Source organism: Corynebacterium sp. KPL1818, assembly GCF_000478135.1.
Taxonomy (GTDB): domain Bacteria; phylum Actinomycetota; class Actinomycetes; order Mycobacteriales; family Mycobacteriaceae; genus Corynebacterium; species Corynebacterium accolens.
Genome location: NZ_KI515758.1, coordinates 1,010,849 through 1,029,785, shown reverse-complemented (window position 1 = coordinate 1,029,785; position 18,937 = coordinate 1,010,849). Strand labels below are relative to the sequence as shown.

General features: G+C 63.4%; 18 protein-coding genes. 9 read left to right on the top strand and 9 right to left on the bottom strand.

Annotated elements, in window-relative coordinates; all coding sequences use genetic code 11:
- Positions 1-25: 25 nt before the first annotated feature.
- Positions 26-574 carry a hypothetical protein gene (locus HMPREF1261_RS04850; protein WP_023030158.1) on the top strand — a complete coding sequence of 183 codons (549 nt, stop codon included), beginning with the start codon at positions 26-28 and terminating at the stop codon, positions 572-574.
- Positions 558-785, top strand: a complete 228-nt coding sequence (locus HMPREF1261_RS04845; RefSeq protein WP_034657925.1) for a helix-turn-helix transcriptional regulator — start codon at positions 558-560, stop codon at positions 783-785. Before HMPREF1261_RS04850 ends, HMPREF1261_RS04845 begins: the two co-directional genes overlap by 17 nt.
- 164 nt (positions 786-949) lie before the next feature.
- Here the strand turns inward: HMPREF1261_RS04845 and HMPREF1261_RS04840 are convergent, their stop codons facing one another.
- Entirely contained in the window at positions 950-4,069 is a 3,120-nt protein-coding gene (locus tag HMPREF1261_RS04840; RefSeq protein WP_023030156.1) for an error-prone DNA polymerase, read from the bottom strand.
- Positions 4,070-4,205: 136 nt separating this feature from the next.
- Between HMPREF1261_RS04840 and HMPREF1261_RS04835 the strand changes: the two genes are divergently transcribed.
- From HMPREF1261_RS04835 to HMPREF1261_RS04825, 3 genes are all read left to right on the top strand, one after another.
- Positions 4,206-5,069: a MetQ/NlpA family ABC transporter substrate-binding protein gene (locus HMPREF1261_RS04835; RefSeq protein WP_023016795.1), complete on the top strand. Its 864-nt coding sequence runs from the start codon at positions 4,206-4,208 to the stop codon at positions 5,067-5,069.
- A gap of 72 nt (positions 5,070-5,141) precedes the next feature.
- Positions 5,142-6,179: a methionine ABC transporter ATP-binding protein gene (locus HMPREF1261_RS04830; RefSeq protein WP_023016794.1), complete on the top strand. Its 1,038-nt coding sequence runs from the start codon at positions 5,142-5,144 to the stop codon at positions 6,177-6,179.
- Positions 6,176-6,856, top strand: a complete 681-nt coding sequence (locus HMPREF1261_RS04825) for a methionine ABC transporter permease (RefSeq protein ID WP_023030155.1) — start codon at positions 6,176-6,178, stop codon at positions 6,854-6,856. The genes HMPREF1261_RS04830 and HMPREF1261_RS04825 overlap by 4 nt, the downstream gene beginning before the upstream one ends.
- Here the strand turns inward: HMPREF1261_RS04825 and HMPREF1261_RS04820 are convergent.
- Positions 6,843-7,715 carry a sucrase ferredoxin gene (locus HMPREF1261_RS04820; RefSeq protein ID WP_023030154.1) on the bottom strand — a complete coding sequence of 291 codons (873 nt, stop codon included), beginning with the start codon at positions 7,713-7,715 and terminating at the stop codon, positions 6,843-6,845. The genes HMPREF1261_RS04825 and HMPREF1261_RS04820 overlap by 14 nt on opposite strands.
- Positions 7,716-7,825: 110 nt before the next feature.
- On the opposite strand from HMPREF1261_RS04820, the gene HMPREF1261_RS04815 reads away from it, so the two are divergent.
- Positions 7,826-8,383, top strand: a complete 558-nt coding sequence (locus HMPREF1261_RS04815; protein ID WP_023028331.1) for a hypothetical protein — start codon at positions 7,826-7,828, stop codon at positions 8,381-8,383.
- Here the strand turns inward: HMPREF1261_RS04815 and HMPREF1261_RS04810 are convergent.
- Both HMPREF1261_RS04810 and HMPREF1261_RS04805 read right to left on the bottom strand, forming a co-directional pair.
- On the bottom strand, positions 8,380-9,912 hold the full coding sequence (locus HMPREF1261_RS04810; RefSeq protein ID WP_023030153.1) for a DNA polymerase Y family protein: 1,533 nt from the start codon (positions 9,910-9,912) through the stop codon (positions 8,380-8,382). The genes HMPREF1261_RS04815 and HMPREF1261_RS04810 overlap by 4 nt on opposite strands.
- Positions 9,909-10,577: a hypothetical protein gene (locus HMPREF1261_RS04805; RefSeq protein WP_023030152.1), complete on the bottom strand. Its 669-nt coding sequence runs from the start codon at positions 10,575-10,577 to the stop codon at positions 9,909-9,911. The genes HMPREF1261_RS04810 and HMPREF1261_RS04805 overlap by 4 nt, the downstream gene beginning before the upstream one ends.
- 58 nt (positions 10,578-10,635) lie before the next feature.
- On the opposite strand from HMPREF1261_RS04805, the gene HMPREF1261_RS04800 reads away from it, so the two are divergent.
- A complete protein-coding gene (locus HMPREF1261_RS04800; protein WP_023030151.1) occupies positions 10,636-11,055 on the top strand; it encodes a hypothetical protein in 420 nt (139 codons plus the stop codon).
- 137 nt (positions 11,056-11,192) lie between these two features.
- Positions 11,193-12,257 carry an HNH endonuclease signature motif containing protein gene (locus HMPREF1261_RS04795; protein ID WP_023028329.1) on the top strand — a complete coding sequence of 355 codons (1,065 nt, stop codon included), beginning with the start codon at positions 11,193-11,195 and terminating at the stop codon, positions 12,255-12,257.
- 63 nt (positions 12,258-12,320) lie between these two features.
- Here HMPREF1261_RS04795 and guaA read toward each other — a convergent pair whose 3' ends face one another.
- From guaA to guaB, 3 genes are all read right to left on the bottom strand, one after another.
- Positions 12,321-13,895 (bottom strand): glutamine-hydrolyzing GMP synthase, encoded by a 1,575-nt coding sequence (gene guaA / locus HMPREF1261_RS04790; protein WP_023030150.1) that lies wholly within the window; start codon positions 13,893-13,895, stop codon positions 12,321-12,323.
- 254 nt (positions 13,896-14,149) lie between these two features.
- Positions 14,150-15,301, bottom strand: a complete 1,152-nt coding sequence (locus HMPREF1261_RS04785; RefSeq protein WP_005277202.1) for a GuaB3 family IMP dehydrogenase-related protein — start codon at positions 15,299-15,301, stop codon at positions 14,150-14,152.
- Positions 15,302-15,308: 7 nt separating this feature from the next.
- Complete coding sequence (gene guaB / locus HMPREF1261_RS04780; RefSeq protein ID WP_023016786.1) at positions 15,309-16,829, bottom strand: IMP dehydrogenase; 1,521 nt, start codon at positions 16,827-16,829, stop codon at positions 15,309-15,311.
- A 120-nt stretch (positions 16,830-16,949) separates the two neighbouring features.
- Here guaB and HMPREF1261_RS04775 point away from each other — a divergent pair, with 120 nt between their 5' ends.
- Entirely contained in the window at positions 16,950-17,321 is a 372-nt protein-coding gene (locus tag HMPREF1261_RS04775) for a DUF5319 domain-containing protein (RefSeq protein ID WP_023028325.1), read from the top strand.
- Between the two features lie 47 nt (positions 17,322-17,368).
- On the opposite strand, the gene HMPREF1261_RS04770 is transcribed toward HMPREF1261_RS04775, so the two are convergent.
- Positions 17,369-18,127: a hypothetical protein gene (locus tag HMPREF1261_RS04770; protein ID WP_023028324.1), complete on the bottom strand. Its 759-nt coding sequence runs from the start codon at positions 18,125-18,127 to the stop codon at positions 17,369-17,371.
- A gap of 65 nt (positions 18,128-18,192) precedes the next feature.
- Positions 18,193-18,765, bottom strand: a complete 573-nt coding sequence (locus tag HMPREF1261_RS04765; RefSeq protein WP_005277195.1) for a sigma-70 family RNA polymerase sigma factor — start codon at positions 18,763-18,765, stop codon at positions 18,193-18,195.
- Positions 18,766-18,937: the final 172 nt, after the last annotated feature.

The following is an 18,937-nucleotide window of genomic DNA, read 5'->3' as shown; positions in this document are numbered from 1 at the left end:
TAAGGAATCGACGGAAAGGATTGTCATGACCACCCCGCAACCCACCTCCCAAACTGAGCGCCGCGAAATTACTGCGGCGGCCACCCTCTGCCTGTTCACCATTATCATCCTCGGCCCCACCTACCTGCGCGACCTTGTCACCGGACGCTTTTCCACCGCGCTGAGCGCGGCCATCCCGGAAGGCCTAAGCAAGCACAACCTCGACGGCGGGCCATTCTGGATGCTCACTGCGGGGCTCGTCGTCAAGATTGCAGGAATCTTGATTATCGCGTTCTTCGCCTACCGCTTGGTCAAACCAATGCTTCGTGGGCAGGTTTTCAATACGAAAAATGTCCGCTTCCTTAATGGAATGACCTTTGGGATTCTCGTCTGGTTTATCGGACGCTTCCCACTCGAAGGTATGGGCAATAACTGGGCTTCCTCGCAGCTCGACATTGACTGGTGGGCCAACCAGAGCGGTTCCTCATTAGGCGAGCTTGCGCTGCCCTACCTTTTTGTCTGCACCCTCCAGCTCTTCTCAGTTGCCATCAAGCGCGGCAGCAAGCTCGAAGAGGAAGTTGAAGGCCTTGTCTGAGCAGCAAGAACCCCAGGTGATCTGCCACCTCGACCGGATAATGGAGGAGCGCGGTATTACCGGAGCGGCACTCGCCAAAGAGGTAGGAATCACGCCAGTTAACCTGTCCGTCCTGAAGAATAATCGCGCCAAGGCCGTGCGCTTTAACACCCTTGCGGCACTGTGTGCGGCGTTAAACTGCCAGCCGGGCGATATCTTCGAAGTAGAGTAGGAAACCTTGTCATAGTGTTGGGTTTATGCAGTACTTTGACCTATGTCCACGGAAATCTATAGGAAGAATTCCTAATGGCTAACTAGCTCACCGCAAGCGCTTAGTACTAGCCGGCGATGTTTTCTCGGCCTAGCCACCGCTTTTGGGCTTCGATGCGGAGAAAACTAGCGGAAATCGCGGGAGCCGCGCGAGAGGAAATCGCCAAAATCCAGCGGCTCGAGCTTGTCTGCAACCACGCTTACCGCGCCGGTGGCATTTTGCACGATGCCGCGGATGATAAGCGCGCGGGCGGTACGGGCGAGCACCTTCTGGCGGGACCACAGCCCGGGCGAGACCATCACATTCATCAGGCCGGTTTCGTCCTCCACGCCCAAAAAGGTCAGGCCGGAGGCGGTGCGCGGGCGCTGGCGGTGCGTAATGATGCCAGCGATGCGCACGCGGGTGCCATCGGGGACGTGGGGAAGGTGGGAGGAAGGCAGGACATCGCCAAGCGCGGCCCTGACTAACTCCATAGGCTGCTTATCGTGGGTGACGCCGGTGGCGGCGACATCGGTAGCCATCAGCTCGAAGGCCGACATGCCGGGCAGGTGCGGCGAGGCGAGCGCAGACGTGCCAGGCAACATGCCCTCGCGCTCGGTGGCGGCGACGCCAGCCTGCCAAAGCGCTTGGCGGCGTTCCAACCCCAAGCACTCCAGCGCCCCCGCCGTGGCCAGCGCCTCCACCTGCTCCACGCTGAGATCCGCGCGGCGCGACAGATCGGAGACGCTACTAAAGGGCGCGGCGGCCTCCACGCGCTCGGCGGCCTTATCCCCCAGACCCTTGATGAGGTTGAGGCCCAACCGGATTTCGCCGGTGGGCAGCGCCCTGGCCTGCGCGCCGGAGTCGTTGATGCTCACTGGCAGCACGCGCACGCCGTGGCGCCGGGCGTCCTGAATGAGCGACTGCGGCGAATAAAAGCCCATGGGCTGCGCGCGCAGCAAGCCCACGCAGAACTCCGCTGGGTAGTGGTGCTTGAACCACGCGGAAAAATACACCAGCGAGGCGAAGGACTGCGAGTGCGATTCCGGGAAACCGTAGGCGGCAAAGGCGGTGATCTTGGCCCAGAGCTTCTCCGCGACCTCACCGTCGATGCCGTTGGTGGCGCGCAGGCCCTCGAAAAAGCGGCTGCGCAGCGCGGCCATCTTGGCCGGTGAGCGCTTCGAGCCCATGGCGCGGCGCAGGTCATCGGCCTCGGCGCCGGTAAAACCGGCGGCATCCACCGCAATCTGCATCAGCTGCTCTTGAAAAAGCGGGATGCCCAAGGTCTTGCCCAGCGATTTCTCCAGCACCGGGTGGTCATAGGTCACGGGCTCGAGGCCATCGCGCCGGCGCAGGTAGGGGTGCACGGAACCGCCTTGGATGGGGCCGGGGCGGATGAGCGCGACCTCCACCACGAGGTCGAAGAAGCAGCGCGGTTTGAGCCGCGGCAGCGTGGCCAGCTGCGCGCGGGACTCCACCTGGAAGACGCCGACGGCATCGGCGCGGCAAAGCATGTCATAAACCGCGGGCTCGGCCAGGTCGAGCTCCCACAGGCGCACCTCGCGGCCGGTGGTGGCGCGCACGGCATCGATCATGTGGTGCAGCGCCTCCAGCATGCCGAGACCAAGCAGGTCGAATTTCACCAGCCCGGCGGCGGCGCAATCGTCCTTATCCCATTGCAGCACGGAGCGGCCTTCCATGCGGGCCCATTCCATCGGCACCACGTCCGCGATCGGCCGGTCGCATAAGACCATGCCGCCGGAGTGGATGCCGAGGTGGCGTGGCTGGTCGAGGAATTGCTCGGCGAGTAAGGCGACATCGGCAGGCGGCTCGGCTATTCCCTTCGACCACGCATCGGCCGAGCCCTGCGGGTAGCCCAGCGCGCGTGCGGCGTCGCGGGTAGCCCCCTTGCGGCGGTAGGTAATAACGTTGGCAACCTGTGCTGCGCGGTCGCGACCGTGGGTGCGATAGACGTACTGGATGACCTCCTCGCGCCGGCCGGATTCGATGTCGATGTCGATATCGGGCGGGCCATCGCGATCCGGCGACAAGAAGCGCTCGAAGAGCAGCTGCGCCGAAATGGGCTCGGCGTTGGTAATGCCCAGCGCAAAACAGACGGCGGAATTGGCCGCGGACCCGCGCCCCTGGCACAGGATATTTTCCTGGCGACAAAAATCCACCAGGTCGCAGACGATGAGGAAATAGCCTGGAAAACCCAGCTGCTTGATGATGCCCAGCTCGTGCCGCATCTGCTTTTTCGCCTTGGCCTGTATTTCGGGCGGGCGCGAGGCGTAGCGCTTTTTACCGCGCCGCCACACCTCGTGTTCGAGCCAGCTCATCTCGGTGTGCCCCTCTGGGACGACAAAGTCCGGCAGGTTGGGCGCAAGTGCACCCCAGGTAAAGGAGCACTCGCGGGCAAGGCGCACGGTTTCGGCGATAAGCTCGGACCGGCCGGGAAGCAACTGGGCCATCTGCTCGCCGGAGCGCATCCAGCCTGCGCCCATCGGGTGGGCATCCGGTGCGGCTTCCTCTAAGGATTGGCGGTGCGCCAAGGCGCGTTTGGCGGCGGCGAGCCTTACCTGGTCGCGCGTTGCTGCCGCAGGTCGAGCGGTTGCGATGGCGCGGAGATTATTGTACTTATCCAGGAAACTGTGGTGATCCGCATCTTCGGGAGACATTGTGCACGCATATTCGAGAACTATGCTGTCTATTTTTATTCTTTCGAGAACGTGATCGATTTTTTGTATAGCCTCCCACCCCAGTAGGAAAAAGCACTCTTCCTCCAGCTCGCGCGCCACGGCGTCTAGGGACGGGTACGCGACACTCCCCTTCTCACCGGCGTCCATCCGCGCACGGGCGATAAGGCGCGAGAGGCGGCGATAGCCTTCCGGCGTGCGCGCCAGCACGGTCACTGGGACCTCCGCGAGGGAAAGCTCCGCGCCATACATGGCCGGAAGGCCCGCCTTAGCTGCGGCTTCCGCGAATTTCATCAGGCCGTAGAAGCCGTCCCGATCCACAACGGCCAAGCCCTCGAGGCCAAGTTCTAGGGCGCGGGCGACCAGCTCTTCCGGCTCGGCGGCGCCGTCGAGAAAGCTATAGGAGCTTACCGCGTGCAGCTCCGCAAAGGGCACGGCGGAGTGCCCACGCTGGACAGGCTCATCGCCGCCGCCAAGGTGATGTACGGCGACGGGCGCGGCAGTGTCCTTGCCGGATAGTATCCTTTCTAAACGCGACCACGGTAGCGCCTTTCCACCATTAAATTTCACCCTTCACAAGGTAATGTCGAATTGGTGTTCTATACAACCCGGCGCGATGAGACGCGTTCAATAGACAAAGCGGTTCGCTTATTGCTAGATTGCTAAACGGTCAATTTATTTCAACTCCTACATGTAAGGGGACCTCATGCAGATTCGTCGCGCAGCGGCCGCTACCGCCGCCGTTACCGTCGCCGCCACCAGCCTCGTGGCCTGCTCCTCCGACGCAGATGATGACAAGACCATCACCGTTGGCACCACCGATGATGCAAAGCAGGCCTGGGTTGCTTTTGAGCAAGAAGCCAAGGACGCCGGCTACGACATCGACATCAAGTCCTTCTCGGATTACAACACCCCGAACCAGGCCCTAAACCAGGGCGAGCTGGATACCAATAACTTCCAGCACCTGAAGTTCCTGGCTGAGTACAACCACGGCAACGGCACCAACCTGGTGCCCATCGTCGCCACCGAAATCGTGCCGCTGGCGCTGTTCTGGAAGGGCCACGACTCCCTCGACGGCATCGAGGGCGAAGAAGTTGCCATCCCGAATGACTCCACCAACCAGGGCCGCGCCATCAACGTGCTGGTCCAGGCTGGCCTTATCACCTTGAAGAAGGACGGGCTTATCACCCCGACCCCGCTGGACATCGATGAGAAGAAGTCCAAGGTCAAGGTCGTGCCGGTCGATGCCGCCCAGACCCCATCCGCGCACGGTGAGGGCACCCCGGCGATTATCAATAACTCCTTCCTGGAGCGCGCCGGCATCGACCCGGCCACCGCCGTCTTCCAGGATGACCCGAACTCCGAAGAGGCAGAGCCTTATATCAACGTCTTCGCCGTTCGCGAGGAAGACGCCGATAACGAGGACATCAAGAAGCTCGCCGAGCTCTGGCACTCCGATGCGGTACAAAAGGGCGTCGACGAGGACTCCGCAGGTACCTCCGTCGAGGTCGAGCGCACCCCAGAAGAACTCCAGGAAATCCTGGATAAGCTCGAAGCAGATTTGGACTAATCACCCTTGCCTTCTACCCCGCCGGTTTTCACCCCGGCGGGGTTTGGCACTTCCTCACTAAGGACGCAACCCGTGGCAGATTCCACCCAGAACGGCACTCGCATTGAGTTCCGCAATATCACCAAGGTCTTCCAGCAGAAAAAGGCCAAGGTCAAAGCTCTTGACGATGTCTCCTTGACCGTCGATTCCGGCGAAATCATCGGCATCATCGGCTACTCCGGCGCCGGCAAATCCACCCTGGTCCGCATGATCAACGGCCTGGACACGCCCACCTCCGGCGAGCTGCTGCTCGATGGCCAAAATATCGTCGGCATGTCCGAAAAGAAGCTGCGCGGCATCCGCCGCAATATCGGCATGATCTTCCAGCAGTTTAACCTCATGAACTCCCGCACTGCGGCGGGCAATATTGAGTACCCGCTGCAGCTGCAGGGCATCGGCAAGCGCGAGCGCCAACAGCGCGTGCAGGAGCTGCTGGATTTCGTTGGCCTGGGAGATAAGGGGAAAAGCTACCCGGAACAGCTTTCCGGCGGCCAGAAGCAGCGCGTGGGCATCGCGCGCGCCCTGGCCACGAATCCTTCGCTGCTGCTTGCCGATGAAGCCACGTCCGCCCTCGACCCCACCACCACGCAGGAAGTCCTCGACCTGCTGCGCCGGGTGAATAAGGAACTCGGCATCACCATCGTGGTCATCACCCACGAAATGGAGGTCGTGCGCTCCATCGCGGATAAGGTTGCGGTGATGGAAAATGGCCACGTTGTCGAACAAGGCAGCGTCTACCAGGTCTTTTCCAATCCCCAGACCGCCGTGGCCGCCAAGTTCGTCGCCACCTCGCTGCGCAATGAGCCCGACGTGGTGGAAACCGATGACCTGCTCGCCCACGAAGGCCGCCTGTTTACCATCAACCTGACCGAGGAATCCGGCTTTTTCGGCGCCGCCGCCAAGCTGAAGGATGCGGGCGTATCCATCGCCGTCGTCCACGGCGGCATTACCACCTTGCAGCAGCACTCCTTTGGCAAGCTCACCGTGCGCTTGAGCGGTGACGATGCCGCCATCGAAGAGTTCTACCGAGCCCTATCTGCCACCACTCAAATTGAGGAGATTGAACGATGAACGTCAACTATCTCGCCGCCGCCGACTGGGACCGCTTGGGCGGATCGCTTGTCGATGCCATCGTCGACACCCTCATCATGGTCTCGACCACCCTCATCGTCGCCGGCATTTTGGGCCTGGGGCTCGGCATTTTGCTCTACACCGCCCGCCCAGGCGGCATCCTGCAAAATAAGGCCGTCTACCTGGTGGTCAACCTGCTGGTGAACTTCGTTCGCCCCATCCCGTTTATTATTTTGCTGGCGTTCGCGCAGCCACTCACCGTCGCCGTGATGGGCGGATCCATCGGCCGCGAACCGGCCACCTTCGTGATGGTCATCGCCGCCACGTTCTCCGTGGCGCGCGTGGTGGAACAAAACCTCGTGGCCATCGACCCCGGCGTTATCGAGGCCGCCCGCGCCATGGGTGCTTCACCGTGGAAGATCATTACCTCCGTGATTATCCCGGAGGCCCTCGGCCCGCTGATTCTGGGCTATACCTTCCTGTTTATCGCCATCGTGGATATGTCCGCCATGGCCGGCTACGTCGGCGGCGGCGGACTGGGTGACTTCGCCATCGTCTACGGCTACCGCGCCTTCGAGTGGGAAGTCACCGTCGTGGCCACGCTTATCATCATCGTGCTGGTGCAGGCCGCGCAGTTCTTTGGCAACTGGCTCTCCTCCAAGGTTATGCGCCGCTAATAAGCTCCACGCCCGTGGCCACAAGCGCCTTGCCGGTCTTGGGCGCGTCGCCGCAGGAAGAGACCACTCCTTCCACGGCGCGCTGCTCGAGCGTCACGCTCCACCGCCGGCCATCGGCATGCGTGACCACAGGACCCTGCTTTTCGTCTTCTGCGTGGAGCTGGCCGTAGTAGAGGTCCTCGGAGGCATCGATAAGCTCGCGCGCTACCGCCAACTCCGCCACCTGGCCGCGCGGGCCGAAGATGCCGCGCCCGCGATTGACCGGGTAGAAATACTTTCCTTGCGCCGCCGCCGCAATCATCTGCGCGGCGGCTTCCTTATTCATCCGGCCAAAGGAATAGGCCCAGGGCATGAGCATGACCGAGGGCGCGAAGCGGTGCCCCTTCGTGTGCGAGGTCTCCCACACCATATCCGGGTAATCCTCCACCAGCTCCGCGGCAAGCGGCCGGCCCTTCACGGCGCAGCACTTATCGCGCTTAGCGTGGGTGCACACCAAAACCAGGGGCGTATCGAGGGATCCTCCCCCGTTGCGGCCCGGCGCGGTGAGATCCAAATCCAAGATCTTTTCCGGACCGGTCATAAGGACCAATTCCATCACGCCCTGCTCGGCCCACACCAGGTAGCACCGGTGCATGGTGCCGATCTGGCGGCCATCGCGGCCGGGACGGCGAATCAATTGCAGCCCGGCCAGGCCCTTGAGCTTTTTCTTCAGCTGGGCCGTGAGCTCCGGGCCAAAAGTATCGCCATCAAGCACATCGCGCGACCAGCCGCCGGGCCACTCAAAGAGGACAAATACGGACTCTTTTTTCGCCGTGCCGGGCAGCGGTTCCACCTGGTAATCTGAACAGAAATCGGTCATGTATCTTAGCCTATCCCGTCTGCAACTCAGCTCACATATTTGGCAACAATTCGGTCAAGATCTGCCCCCAACGCTAGGCAGCAATTACTGGAAATTATACTCTAGTGGTCATGTATAAAGCCCGCCTCTCGCTCCTGCTTGCCGCCGCAGCCTTCCTCACCGGCTGCAGCACCGAATCAGCGGATGACACCACCATGGCGGCCTCTGTGGGAAACTCGCACATCAACCCACTGGGTGAGGCGGATATGAGCATGAAAACGCTGCGCCCAGAGGCCCCTTCGCAGCTCGTGGTGACCAAGGTGCGCGTGGGCCAGCACGATGGTTTTGAGCGCGCCGTCTTCGAGCTCGAGGGCGAGGGTTCCCCAGGCTGGTTCGTGGATTACGCCGATAATCCCAAGCAGCAAGGCTCTGGTCAACCCATTAACTACGCCGGTGATACCGCGCTCAATGTCAATATCGATGGCGTTGTCTATCCGTTTGAGGCCGGCATTGACGAGCCGCGCATTGGCATCGTCGAGGCACCTGCCGGCGGCGTTATTACCCAAGTGGTCAACGGCCGCACCTATGAGGGCCGCAGCCAGTTTGTCATCGGTATGAACCAGCGCAAGCCTTATTCCGTGCAGGTGCTAGAAAATCCCACGCGCCTCGTGGTAGATATTCGCTCCTAATACGTCGCCTCCACGCGCCAGCGCCCCTCTGACCACACTAAAAGCCAGGCGCGCTGGCGTTGCTCCCGCTCAGCTTGGCCCACAATTTGTAGTCGCGCTGCGTGCTGTGGCTTTTCGGTCCACCACTGCGTATCCACCGGCCACGGTCCGGCCCAGCCGATGACGCGGTAGCGGTGCACGCCCCACCCGAGCGCCACGGGCACAGAGGATAGAAGGGCCTCAGCGGTGACGATGACGTCCCGCGCGGCGGCATCGATAAGCCGAATGCGCGCGGCCGGGTGGTTCGGCCCGCCGCCTAGGCGCGCGGGAAGCGGCGCGGGGATCCTGCCTGGCCAGCTGCCCTGCGGCGTGGCATCGCGCTGCTCCCCATAGGGAACGTACTCGATGCGCTCGGCCACCCCACGGCCGCCGGCGGCCCGCGGCTGCAAGACGCGATCTATGCCCAGCTGCGATTGCACGCGCGAAATCACCCGCTTGACCTGTTCCTGTGAGGCATCCCCGCCCCAGAGGCCATCGGCCTGCGGCCTAGCCACCTCCACCGGCTCGAGCACCAGCCGCACGATCGCTGCACCGTCCTTGCCGCTCGAACGCGCCGCCGTAAGCCACCCATCCAGCTGCCAGCGCACCCGGTCCGCGGTCGCTTGCTCCGTCAACGCCTCGTGTGTGCGCCATACCCGGGCAACAGTCTCACCAGTGGCCAGCTCCGCCACCACGCGCAGGCGCACGCACACCACTTCCGCCTCCGCCAACCGCACGTGCAGCTGCGCGGCCAATTGCCGGGCCACGAATGCCGCCGCATCCACGCGCTCGATGGATTGCTCGCTGCTCACGGACAGATCGGGCCGCGCCATTTCCGGGGACACGCGCCGGTCCGCCCGCGCGTGCGCCACCTCGTGCGCACGTTTGCCCTGCTGCCCAAACCGGGTGACCACCTGCTTAAACGGCAGCTCCGCCACATCACCTAACCGGCGCACGCCCAATTTCTGCAGCTGGGCCACAAATTCCGCAGAAAACCCCAGCGCAGCCTCCTCGGCTAAGACGCCCACGGGCTGGGCGGTCAAGAAATCCCGGGACCCGCCCTCCGGCACCACCGCGCCTACCCCGCGGTGCCGAGCCGCGATGATGGCCGTGGCGATCTCGTCTGCCACGCCGAGGGTGGAATCAAAACCGGCGTGCGCGGTGGCATCGGCAAGCATCTCCAGCGCTTCCGGCCCGTGGTAGCGCAGCGCCGCACCCGCATCCACGATGGCCAAGCCGGGGCGCAGCACCTCCACAGACGAAGCCACGGCGTCCAAGCCCACCGCAATCTCCGCGAAAGCCGCGCCATCCCTATCCGGGTTCGCCTCCACCACCTTTATCTCAGGACAAATCGCCTGGGCCTGGCGCAGGCGCATCCCGCGCCGAATACCCACCCGACGCGCCGCGCTATCGCAGACCAGCACCGCATGATTGCGCGCAACCAGCCCCGGCCCCGCCTGCCCAACCGCCTGGATGGGCCAATCCGGAAACCACACCGCGGCCACCCTCATACGGCCTCCAACCTGCGGGCTTCGCCCATGGTGAGGCTCCCGCGCGCCGTGCCCTTTTTCGAGTCCACCGCAAGATCAATATCCACGCCGCGGATGCGCCCGCTGCCCTTGCCGATGCCCCGATACGTACTCACCTCCGCCCCAATGCGCACCGCGGTGCCCGGCAGCCGCGCGCCCACGGTCAGCACCGCAGCCTGCCCGCCGCGGATCTTCGCCCACACCGGCCGCGCCTTGGCCGAGCTCAGCTCGCCGGGCGGGCCATGGTGGACGATAAGGTCCATGCCCTCTGCCAGCACACTGGTTACCGCCCATGACTCCAGGCCCGGATCGGGGACGGTGACCACGTTATTGAGACTCCCCATTTCGGCAACCTGTGCGAGAGAAAGATCCGGCCACCCCACTATCCCCACATGGCCCCCGCGGGCCGTAAGATGGCAGATAAGCTCCACCACGAGCGCGGGACACTCCGCACACGAGACCACCTTCCGCCGGGCGAGCCCACCTGCGGGAAGTAGCCGCGCCAGCTGGGGAACGGTATCTACCAGCTCGTCTTCATCCTCCTGCTCCATCGCCTGCATGCGGGCGCGCAGCACCGCAACGCGGTCGGACCTCTCCAGCCCCGCTACCGCTTTTTCCAGGCGAACGTTCGTTTGACTCACCCACACAGTATGAACCCTCAACCGGACACATGCAACTGTATGTTCGAATGGTAGTCTTAAGCGCATGAACCTGAACGAGGCCTACGGTGCTATGCGCGAGAATCTAACCCCCATCCCCACCCCGCCGTGGGTGCGCCTCGGATCCTCCATCCTGCTCGGTGCCACCGTCGCGCTGCTGACCACCCGCACCCATTTCTTCGCCACCCTATCTGGGGCCGCGGTCTGCCTCGTGGCGGCCTTCGTCTTGGTCTTTGCCCACCCCTACCGCCGCGAGATGCGCTCCTATGCCGACCGGCACGATGCCGATCTCATCCCCACCATCGCGCAGCTAGTACCGCTGATGATTTTATGGCTCCTTATTATGCTCGCGCCCATCCTCGGCCTGCCCGCGTGGGGCTCGGCGCTGGTGTGGGTTGCGGTCTCAGGTATAAGTTTTATCGCCTTCCCCCACGTGGATGGCACGCGCCGACTGGCCTTTGTCTAATCCATGCGACACTGCGGGGACTTATCCACAGGATTTCCCCGGGTTTTCGCGCTGCGGATTCGGGTTATCCACAGTTTGCACCTTTGCAGTTGCCCTAGCGATTGAGCGCGGGCTACTACCGCCCTAGCGTAGGCGGCATGAACGCACTCGAGACCTACCTCACCGCCCTCGCGCCCGGCATGGATATCATCGCCGCGTGCCGCGGGCTCTCTGGGTCTGAGCTCATGGAGCGCGGCGCGCCCGATGCCATCGCCGCCGACCTGCTCCTTTTATGCGAAAGCTACTACGGCCGCACCGCCTTTAGCCGGATGCAGCGCCGCGCCATTGCCGATGCCCGCACCAACGCCCACCCCATTGCCCTCCTCGCCGGCATCGAGCGCGTGGTCAACCGCGCGCCCAGCAAGAAGCAGGCGTGGGAGCTGCGCGCGGAGTGCTGTGCGATGTCCGCGGAGATGAGCGCCATTATCAAACACGCCCGGCGCCGGGTGCGCGAGATGAAAAAGTCCACGGTCAGCCCCGGCGTGCGCACCTACCGGCGCCCCAATGACTACTGGACGCTCGCCATTACTGGTACCTCCCGCTTCATTGCGGATCTGCAGGGCGCGATTACAGCCGCCGATAAAAAGCCGCTGCAGGCGGTGGAAGATATCTTCTTCGGCGCCGGCAGCGCCGCGCGCTCCACGGTGGTCACCAACGCCATCGTGCCGCTGGAGAAATTCATTCGCATCCGCGACGGCCACGGCGACGACGTGCAACTCGATCTCACCAACGGTGCGACCATGTCCGGTACCGAGTACCTGCGCCGCGTGCTTAACGATGCCGGCTATTCCGCCCCCGGCCCCAGCGGCAACGGCAGCGGTGATGGCGAAACGGGCTATGTCACCCTCGTGCATCCTGTAGAAGGGCCGGTCAACCTCTACCGCACGGCGCGCGTGGCCACCGATAAGCAGAGGATGATGGCGGCCGCGGAAAATCCGCGCTGCGCCTGGCCCGGATGCAATCAACCGGCCGATTTATCCCAGGTCCACCACCTCACGGCCTGGAGCCGCGGCGGGGAGACCAATATGAACAACCTCGTCGTGTGCTGTGCTTACCACAACGGCATCAACGACGACGATCCCAATGCCCCGCCTCGGCGCGGGCGGCTAGAAAGGGTGGGCGGTCGCATCGTCTGGCGGCCACCCGTAACACCCCGCAACTAGCCGCAGGTATGCGAAAAGGCGCTCAAGTACTGAGCGCCTTATACGCATGCCGTTTTGTGGGTTTTACTCCCACTCGATGGTTCCCGGTGGCTTGGAGGTGCAATCCAAGACCACGCGGTTGACGTCCTTAACCTCGTTGGTGATGCGGGTGGAGATCTTCTCTAGCACGTCATACGGCAAGCGGGTCCAGTCCGCGGTCATGGCGTCCTCGGAAGATACCGGGCGCAGCACGATGGGGTGGCCGTAGGTGCGGCCATCGCCTTGGACGCCGACGGAGCGGACATCGGCAAGCAGCACGACCGGGCACTGCCAAATCTGCTCGTCCAATCCGGCATTGGTCAGCTCGGTGCGGGCAATCAGATCCGCCTGGCGCAGGGTCTCGAGGCGGTCCTCGGTGACCTCGCCGATGATGCGGATGCCCAGGCCCGGGCCCGGGAAGGGCTGGCGGCCGACGATCTCTTCCGGCAGGCCCAACTCGCGGCCCACCGCGCGCACCTCGTCCTTAAAGAGCAGGCGCAGCGGCTCGACGAGCTCGAACTCGACGTCATCCGGGAGGCCGCCGACGTTGTGGTGCGACTTAATATTGGCGGTGCCGTCGCCGCCGCCGGATTCAACGACGTCCGGGTACAAGGTGCCCTGGACGAGGTAATCGACGGTGGAGCCGGCGGGGGCATCGTCAAGCACACCGGCCACGGCGCGCTCGAAGGAGCGGATGAACTCCGCACCGATAGCCTTGCGCTTCTCCTCTGGGTCGCTCACGCCAGCGAGCTTCTGCAGGAAGGCCGAACGCTCGTCGGCGGTAACCAGCTTGGCGCCGGTCGAGGCCACGAAATCCGTTTCAACCTGCTCGCGCTCGCCCGCGCGCAGCAGGCCGTGGTCGACGAAGACGCAGGTCAGGCGATCGCCGATGGCGCGCTGCACCAAGGCCGCGGCGACGGCAGAGTCCACGCCGCCGGACAGGCCGCAAATAGCGCGGCCTTCCTCGCCTACTTGGGCGCGGATATCCGCGATGAGCTGCTCGGCGATATTATCGGCGGTCCAGTTCTGCTCCAGACCGGCGATCTCCGTGAGGAAGCGGGTGAGCACTTCTTGGCCGTGCGGCGAGTGCAGCACCTCTGGGTGGTACTGCACGCCGGCCATCTGCTTGGCCGGGCACTCCATGGCGGCCACGGGCGCGCCAGCGGAGGTAGCCGTTACCGCAAAGCCTTCGGGGGCCGCGGAGACGGCATCGCCGTGGGACATCCATACCTTGTGCGTGGGCTCGAGGCCCTCGTGCAGGATGCCGCCCTTGACGTCGATATCGGTGCGGCCGTATTCACGCTCACCGGTAGACGATACGGTACCGCCGAGGATGTGGTTCATGGCCTGGAATCCGTAGCAAATGCCGAAGACCGGAACGCCAAGCTCTAGCAGCTCAGGCTTGAGCGCTGGGGCACCGTCGGCATAGACGGACGACGGGCCGCCGGACAAAATAAGCGCGGCGGGGTCCTTGGCTTTGATTTCCTCGATAGAGGCGGAGTTGGAAACAACCTCGGAATAGATTTTGGCCTCGCGCACGCGGCGGGCAATGAGCTGCGCGTACTGAGCGCCAAAGTCCACGACGAGGACTGGGCGCGGGGTAGTATTTGGCTTAGTCACGCCCCATAGTCTAACCCATAGGCCCCGCGGCCCAGGAAGCGCTTGCTCATGTAGGGCATTGCGGCGGCTTTCGCGCCGTGGTGGCGCGGGCCGCGCAAGCGAATCGGGGTGCGCGAGGGCCCATGGACGCAAGTAACACAGGGTGCGCCAGGAAGCCGTGGGCGCGGCGGCGCCGGGCGCAGCGATTCGGCGCGCGGTGGGACTCGGGGCGCAGCAGCGCGAGCCCGCACCGTGCGAGGCGCGCCGCGCGCTACTTAGTAGCGAACCGCGAGCTCGACCTTCTGGAACGACTTCAAGTCGGTGTACCCACACTTTGCGAGGGCACGCCGCAGCGCACCCACGAGGTTGGTGCGGCCGAATGGTTCGCTGGATGGGCCGTGCAGCACGGTTTCCAGGCTCGGCGCAGCCACGGGCGCAGCATCGCCTGCGGTGAGGAAATCCACATCGAGGTCGGTATCGACGCCGGCGAACTGCGCGTATCCGCGCGGGAACCGAGGATGGCCTGCGGTAGCCGGCCAGTACCATCCCCTACCGCCTGCCTCTCGGGCCTGGGCAAGAAGGGGGCCGAGCGCGACACTATCGGCGCCGCAGGCGAAGGCCTTGGCGATGGTCCCGGAGTTATCGAATTCCGCATCCGCAATGATGTGCACGTAGCGGCCTTCGGTCTCGTCGAGGTAGTCGCGGCGGGCGGCGGCGGCATCGGCAATGGCGGTGGCCATGGCGGTATCGATGCCGACGGTTTCCGCGTTAGTCGTCACTCCCGCGCCCACGATGACGCCGGCCGCCCCGGTGCGCATCAGGTGCAGCGCAGTGGTGTAGTCCGCCACGCCACCGGCGATGACGGGTACTTCAAGCGAGCCGATAAATTCCTTCAGGTTCAGCGGCTCGCCGCCGGTGGCGACGTGTTCCGCGGACAGCAGCGTGCCCTGGATGAACAGTAACTCGGCCCCAGCCGCGATGGCCTTGGGCGCCATCTCGCGGGCATTTTGGGGCGAAACGCGCACGGCGACGGTCACACCGGACTCGCGCACTTGGGCAATGCGGGAGGCAAGGAGGGCATCGTCAAGCGGGGCGGCGTGCAGCTCCTGAATGGTGGAATTATCGCCCGGCTGGGAATAGATGCGTGCCAAGGCACCCTCGAGGTCCTCGTGGCGGCCCCACAGGCCTTCGGCGTTGATGACACCGAGCCCGCCCTGCTTGCCCATCTCGATGACGAACTCGGGCGTGGCGAGAGCATCGGTGGGGTGCGAAACGAAGGGGGTATCGAAGGTATAGGCATCGATATTCCAGGTGGTATCCACGTCCTTGGACGAGCGCGTGCGGCGCTGGGGGACGATGGAGACCTGGTCTAAATCAAAGGTGCGGCGGGCCTCGCGGCCGATGCCGATTTCGGCGTATTCACGCATGCTTGTCCTAGCGGTAGTTCGGGGCTTCGGCGATTTGCTGCAGGTGGTGCGGGTGGGATTCCTTCAGTCCCGCGGCGGTGATCTGGACAAATCGCTTGGTCTTGAGCTCATCTAGGGTGGCCGAGCCGGTGTAGCCCATGGCCGCGCGCAGGCCGCCGATGATTTGGTGCACGATGGCATCGATCTCACCGCGGAAGGGCACGCGACCCTCCACGCCTTCTGGCACCAGCTTGTCCTCGCTGCGTACGTCGGCCTGGAAGTAGCGGTCCTTGGAGTAGGAACGCTTTTCGCCGGAGAGCCCGCGGCCCTGCATGGCGCCCATGGAGCCCATGCCGCGGTAGCGCTTGTACTGCTTGCCCTGGTAGACCACGATGTCACCAGGCGCCTCGGTGGTGCCGGCGAACATGGAGCCCAGCATGACGGTATCGGCACCGGCGGCCAGCGCCTTGGCGATGTCACCGGAGTACTGCATGCCGCCATCGCCGATGACCGGCACGCCCGCGGGAGCGGCGACGGCTGCGGCTTCCATCAGCGCGGTGATCTGCGGCGCACCAACGCCGGCGACGACGCGGGTGGTGCAGATGGAGCCCGGGCCGATGCCGACCTTGATGGCATCTGCGCCGGCGTCGATCATCGCCTGGGCGGCCTCGCGGGTGGCGAGGTTGCCGCCAATGACATCGACCTTGTCGCCGAAGTCCTTCTTCACGCGGGAAACCATCTCGAGCACGCGGTTATTGTGGGCGTGGGCGGAATCGACGACAAGGGCATCAACGCCGGCATCGACAAGCGCGGCGGCGCGCTGATAGGACTCCTCGCCGGTACCAATGCCCGCGGCAACCAACAGACGGCCGGAAGCATCCTTGGAGGCGTTGGGGTACTGCTCGGATTTGACGAAGTCCTTGACGGTGATAAGGCCAATGAGCTTGTTATTTGCATCAACAATCGGCAGCTTTTCTACCTTATTGGCCGACAGCAGCTCTAGGGCCTCGTCCTTGGACACGCCCTCGCGCGCGACGACGAGCGGCATCGCGGTCATGACATCGCTGACCTTGCGATCAAAGTCCGGCTCGAAACGCATATCGCGGTTGGTGCAAATGCCCAGCAGGGTGCCGTCCTTATCCACGACCGGCAGGCCGGAAATGCGGAAGCGGGCGCACAGGGCGTCGACCTCGCCAATGGTCATCTCGGGGCGGGCGGTGACCGGGTCCGTGACCATGCCGGACTCGGAGCGTTTGACGATTTCTACCTGCTCAGCTTGCGCTTCCGCAGAAAGGTTGCGGTGCAGCACGCCGATGCCGCCCTGGCGCGCCATGGCGATGGCCATGCGGGCCTCGGTCACGGTATCCATCGCTGCGGATGCCAGCGGCACGCCTAGGCGAATATTGCGGGTAAATTGCGCGCCGGTATCGACCTCGGAGGGCACGATATTGGACTCGGCGGGCAAAAGAAGCACGTCATCAAAGGTCAAGCCGCGCAGGGCTACCTTGTTCGGGTCATCTCCACCAGTGTGAATAGGGTAATCGCTCATCGAGGTATCTCCTTAAACAGGTTCAGCGGCTACCCCAACTGTAGTGCGTGCCCGGCCAATGACACCATTCAGGCTAGGGGTTAATTGCCTTAAGCGGGCAAGTTCAATAGGCTCGCAGGCGTGAACTTCTTCGCCAATATGCCCCGCGATCCTTTTGCAGACGATCCGAATGACCCCGCCTCCTTCTTGGAGGAGGACGAGCAGGTCATGCCGCTTTCCGATGAAGACCGCCTCGCCCTCATCCACGATCTCGCCCTGGTAGAGAAATTCGCAAGTGTGCTCGGCCCGCGCGGGATCGATGGCATCTTCTTCCTGTGTGAAGACTGCCAGGAAAACCACTTCTACGAGTGGGACATTATGGCCGCCAATATGCGCGCCACGCTGGCAGGCGAGCTTGCCCCAGTGCACGAGCCTGGAGCAGAGCCGGACCCGCGCCGCTACGTGCCGTGGGACTACGCGCTGGGTTACTTGGACGGCTTGGAAAACCGCTAGGGCTTTAGTGCGAGGGCTTTAGCCCTGCCCTCGTTACTCGAAGCCTGTTACTCGGAGCCTGGCCCCAACTGAATGGTTGTGGTGGGGCTTTCTTCGGGCTCGCGCGTCTCAGGCTGCGAGTTCTCCGGTGCTTGCTCCGTTACCACCACGGTTGAGGTCTGGTACTGCGTTTCCGTCACGGTCTTCGGCGCCGGTTCGGGCTTGTCCTGCGGCTGCTGGCCCGGCACGGTCTCGGTGGCGGTTTCCGTCACGGTCGTGTGCTTCGGACGGGCAGAGCGCTTCTTTTCGGCCTCTTCCTTGGCGGCGATGGCGTTTTCTTCCTTGCCTTCAGCCTCTTCGAGCTTGGCGCGGGCTTCCTTCATGAGTTCGCGCGCGCCTTCGATATCTCCCTCTGCCGCGCGGGATTCCATCTCATCTAAGGTCCCGGCCAGCTCCACGTTGCGGGTTTCATCTGGGTGATCAAAGGCGCCGGAATTAACCATGACCCCGCCCGCACCGGCGAGGATCACAGTGGCGGCGGCCGCGCCGATAAGCCCATGCATCACGGGGCGATTGCGCCGGCGAGACCGCACCTTATTGAGGCTTACGACTTCCGGTTCTTCCTCTACCCCATCCACGCGCGGGGCTGGCGGCATCTGCTTATCGATGTCCCCCTTCAGCCCCAACAGCAGCCCAGCGAGCTCATCGCTGCCATTGGAGGGATCTTTACCCTGCGACAGCTCGGTGAGGAATGCATCATCATCTACCAAGGGCTGGAGCTGCTCCGTCAGGTCATCGTTATTCTTTTTAGAATGCTTGGAGGCCATGATGGTTTCTGTCCCTCCTTCCTTTCTTAAGGTGTACGCGTGCGACTAGAGCGGGGGTTGTGGCTTTAGCCCTCGGTAGCTAGTTGTTGCCCAAGAGCCTTTCGCAATTGTGCGAGAGCTCGGTGCTGTGCGACGCGAACCGCACCCGGGGTAGACCCCACGATATCGGCGGTTTCTTCTGCCGAAAGACCAACGAACACGCGCAAAATAACGATGTTTTTTGCCTTGTCACTTAAGGTATCGAGCAAGGCGCGCATTCTGTTACTACCGTCATTTTCCAGCGCCCATTCCTCGGGAGTCGCCTCGTTCGCGGTGCTTTCTGGAAGCTCTTCGGTGGGTGTAGAGCGGTCGCGGCCCATGGCGCGGTGGGCATCGGTGACCTTATTAAAAGCGATGCCGTAGACATAAGCCATAAACGGCCGGCCCTTGTCTTCATAGGAATCGATAGAGGTGGCGACGGCGAGGCAGATTTCTTGGGTCACGTCTTCCGCGGTGGGCTGGCGCCCGCCACCGATGCGCGCGCGGCAATAACGCAGCACCTGCGGATGAATAATTTGCAGGATAGATTGCAGTGCGCGGCGGCTACCACCAGCGGCCAGCGGGACGAGTTCCGCTAGCTCTTTATCCTTATCGCTCACGAGTGCACCCTCTGCAGACTATTAAATCGATATTCAACCATATTTCCTCTGGGGTAGGGAGTGCAAAGGGACTATTGCGTTGCACACCTCCGCCTCGGCACTGCCCTTGCTTGGCGATGCCCCAGCAAAGAAACCCCCACCAAGAAACCCGCGCCCAGCGGTTGTACCCGCA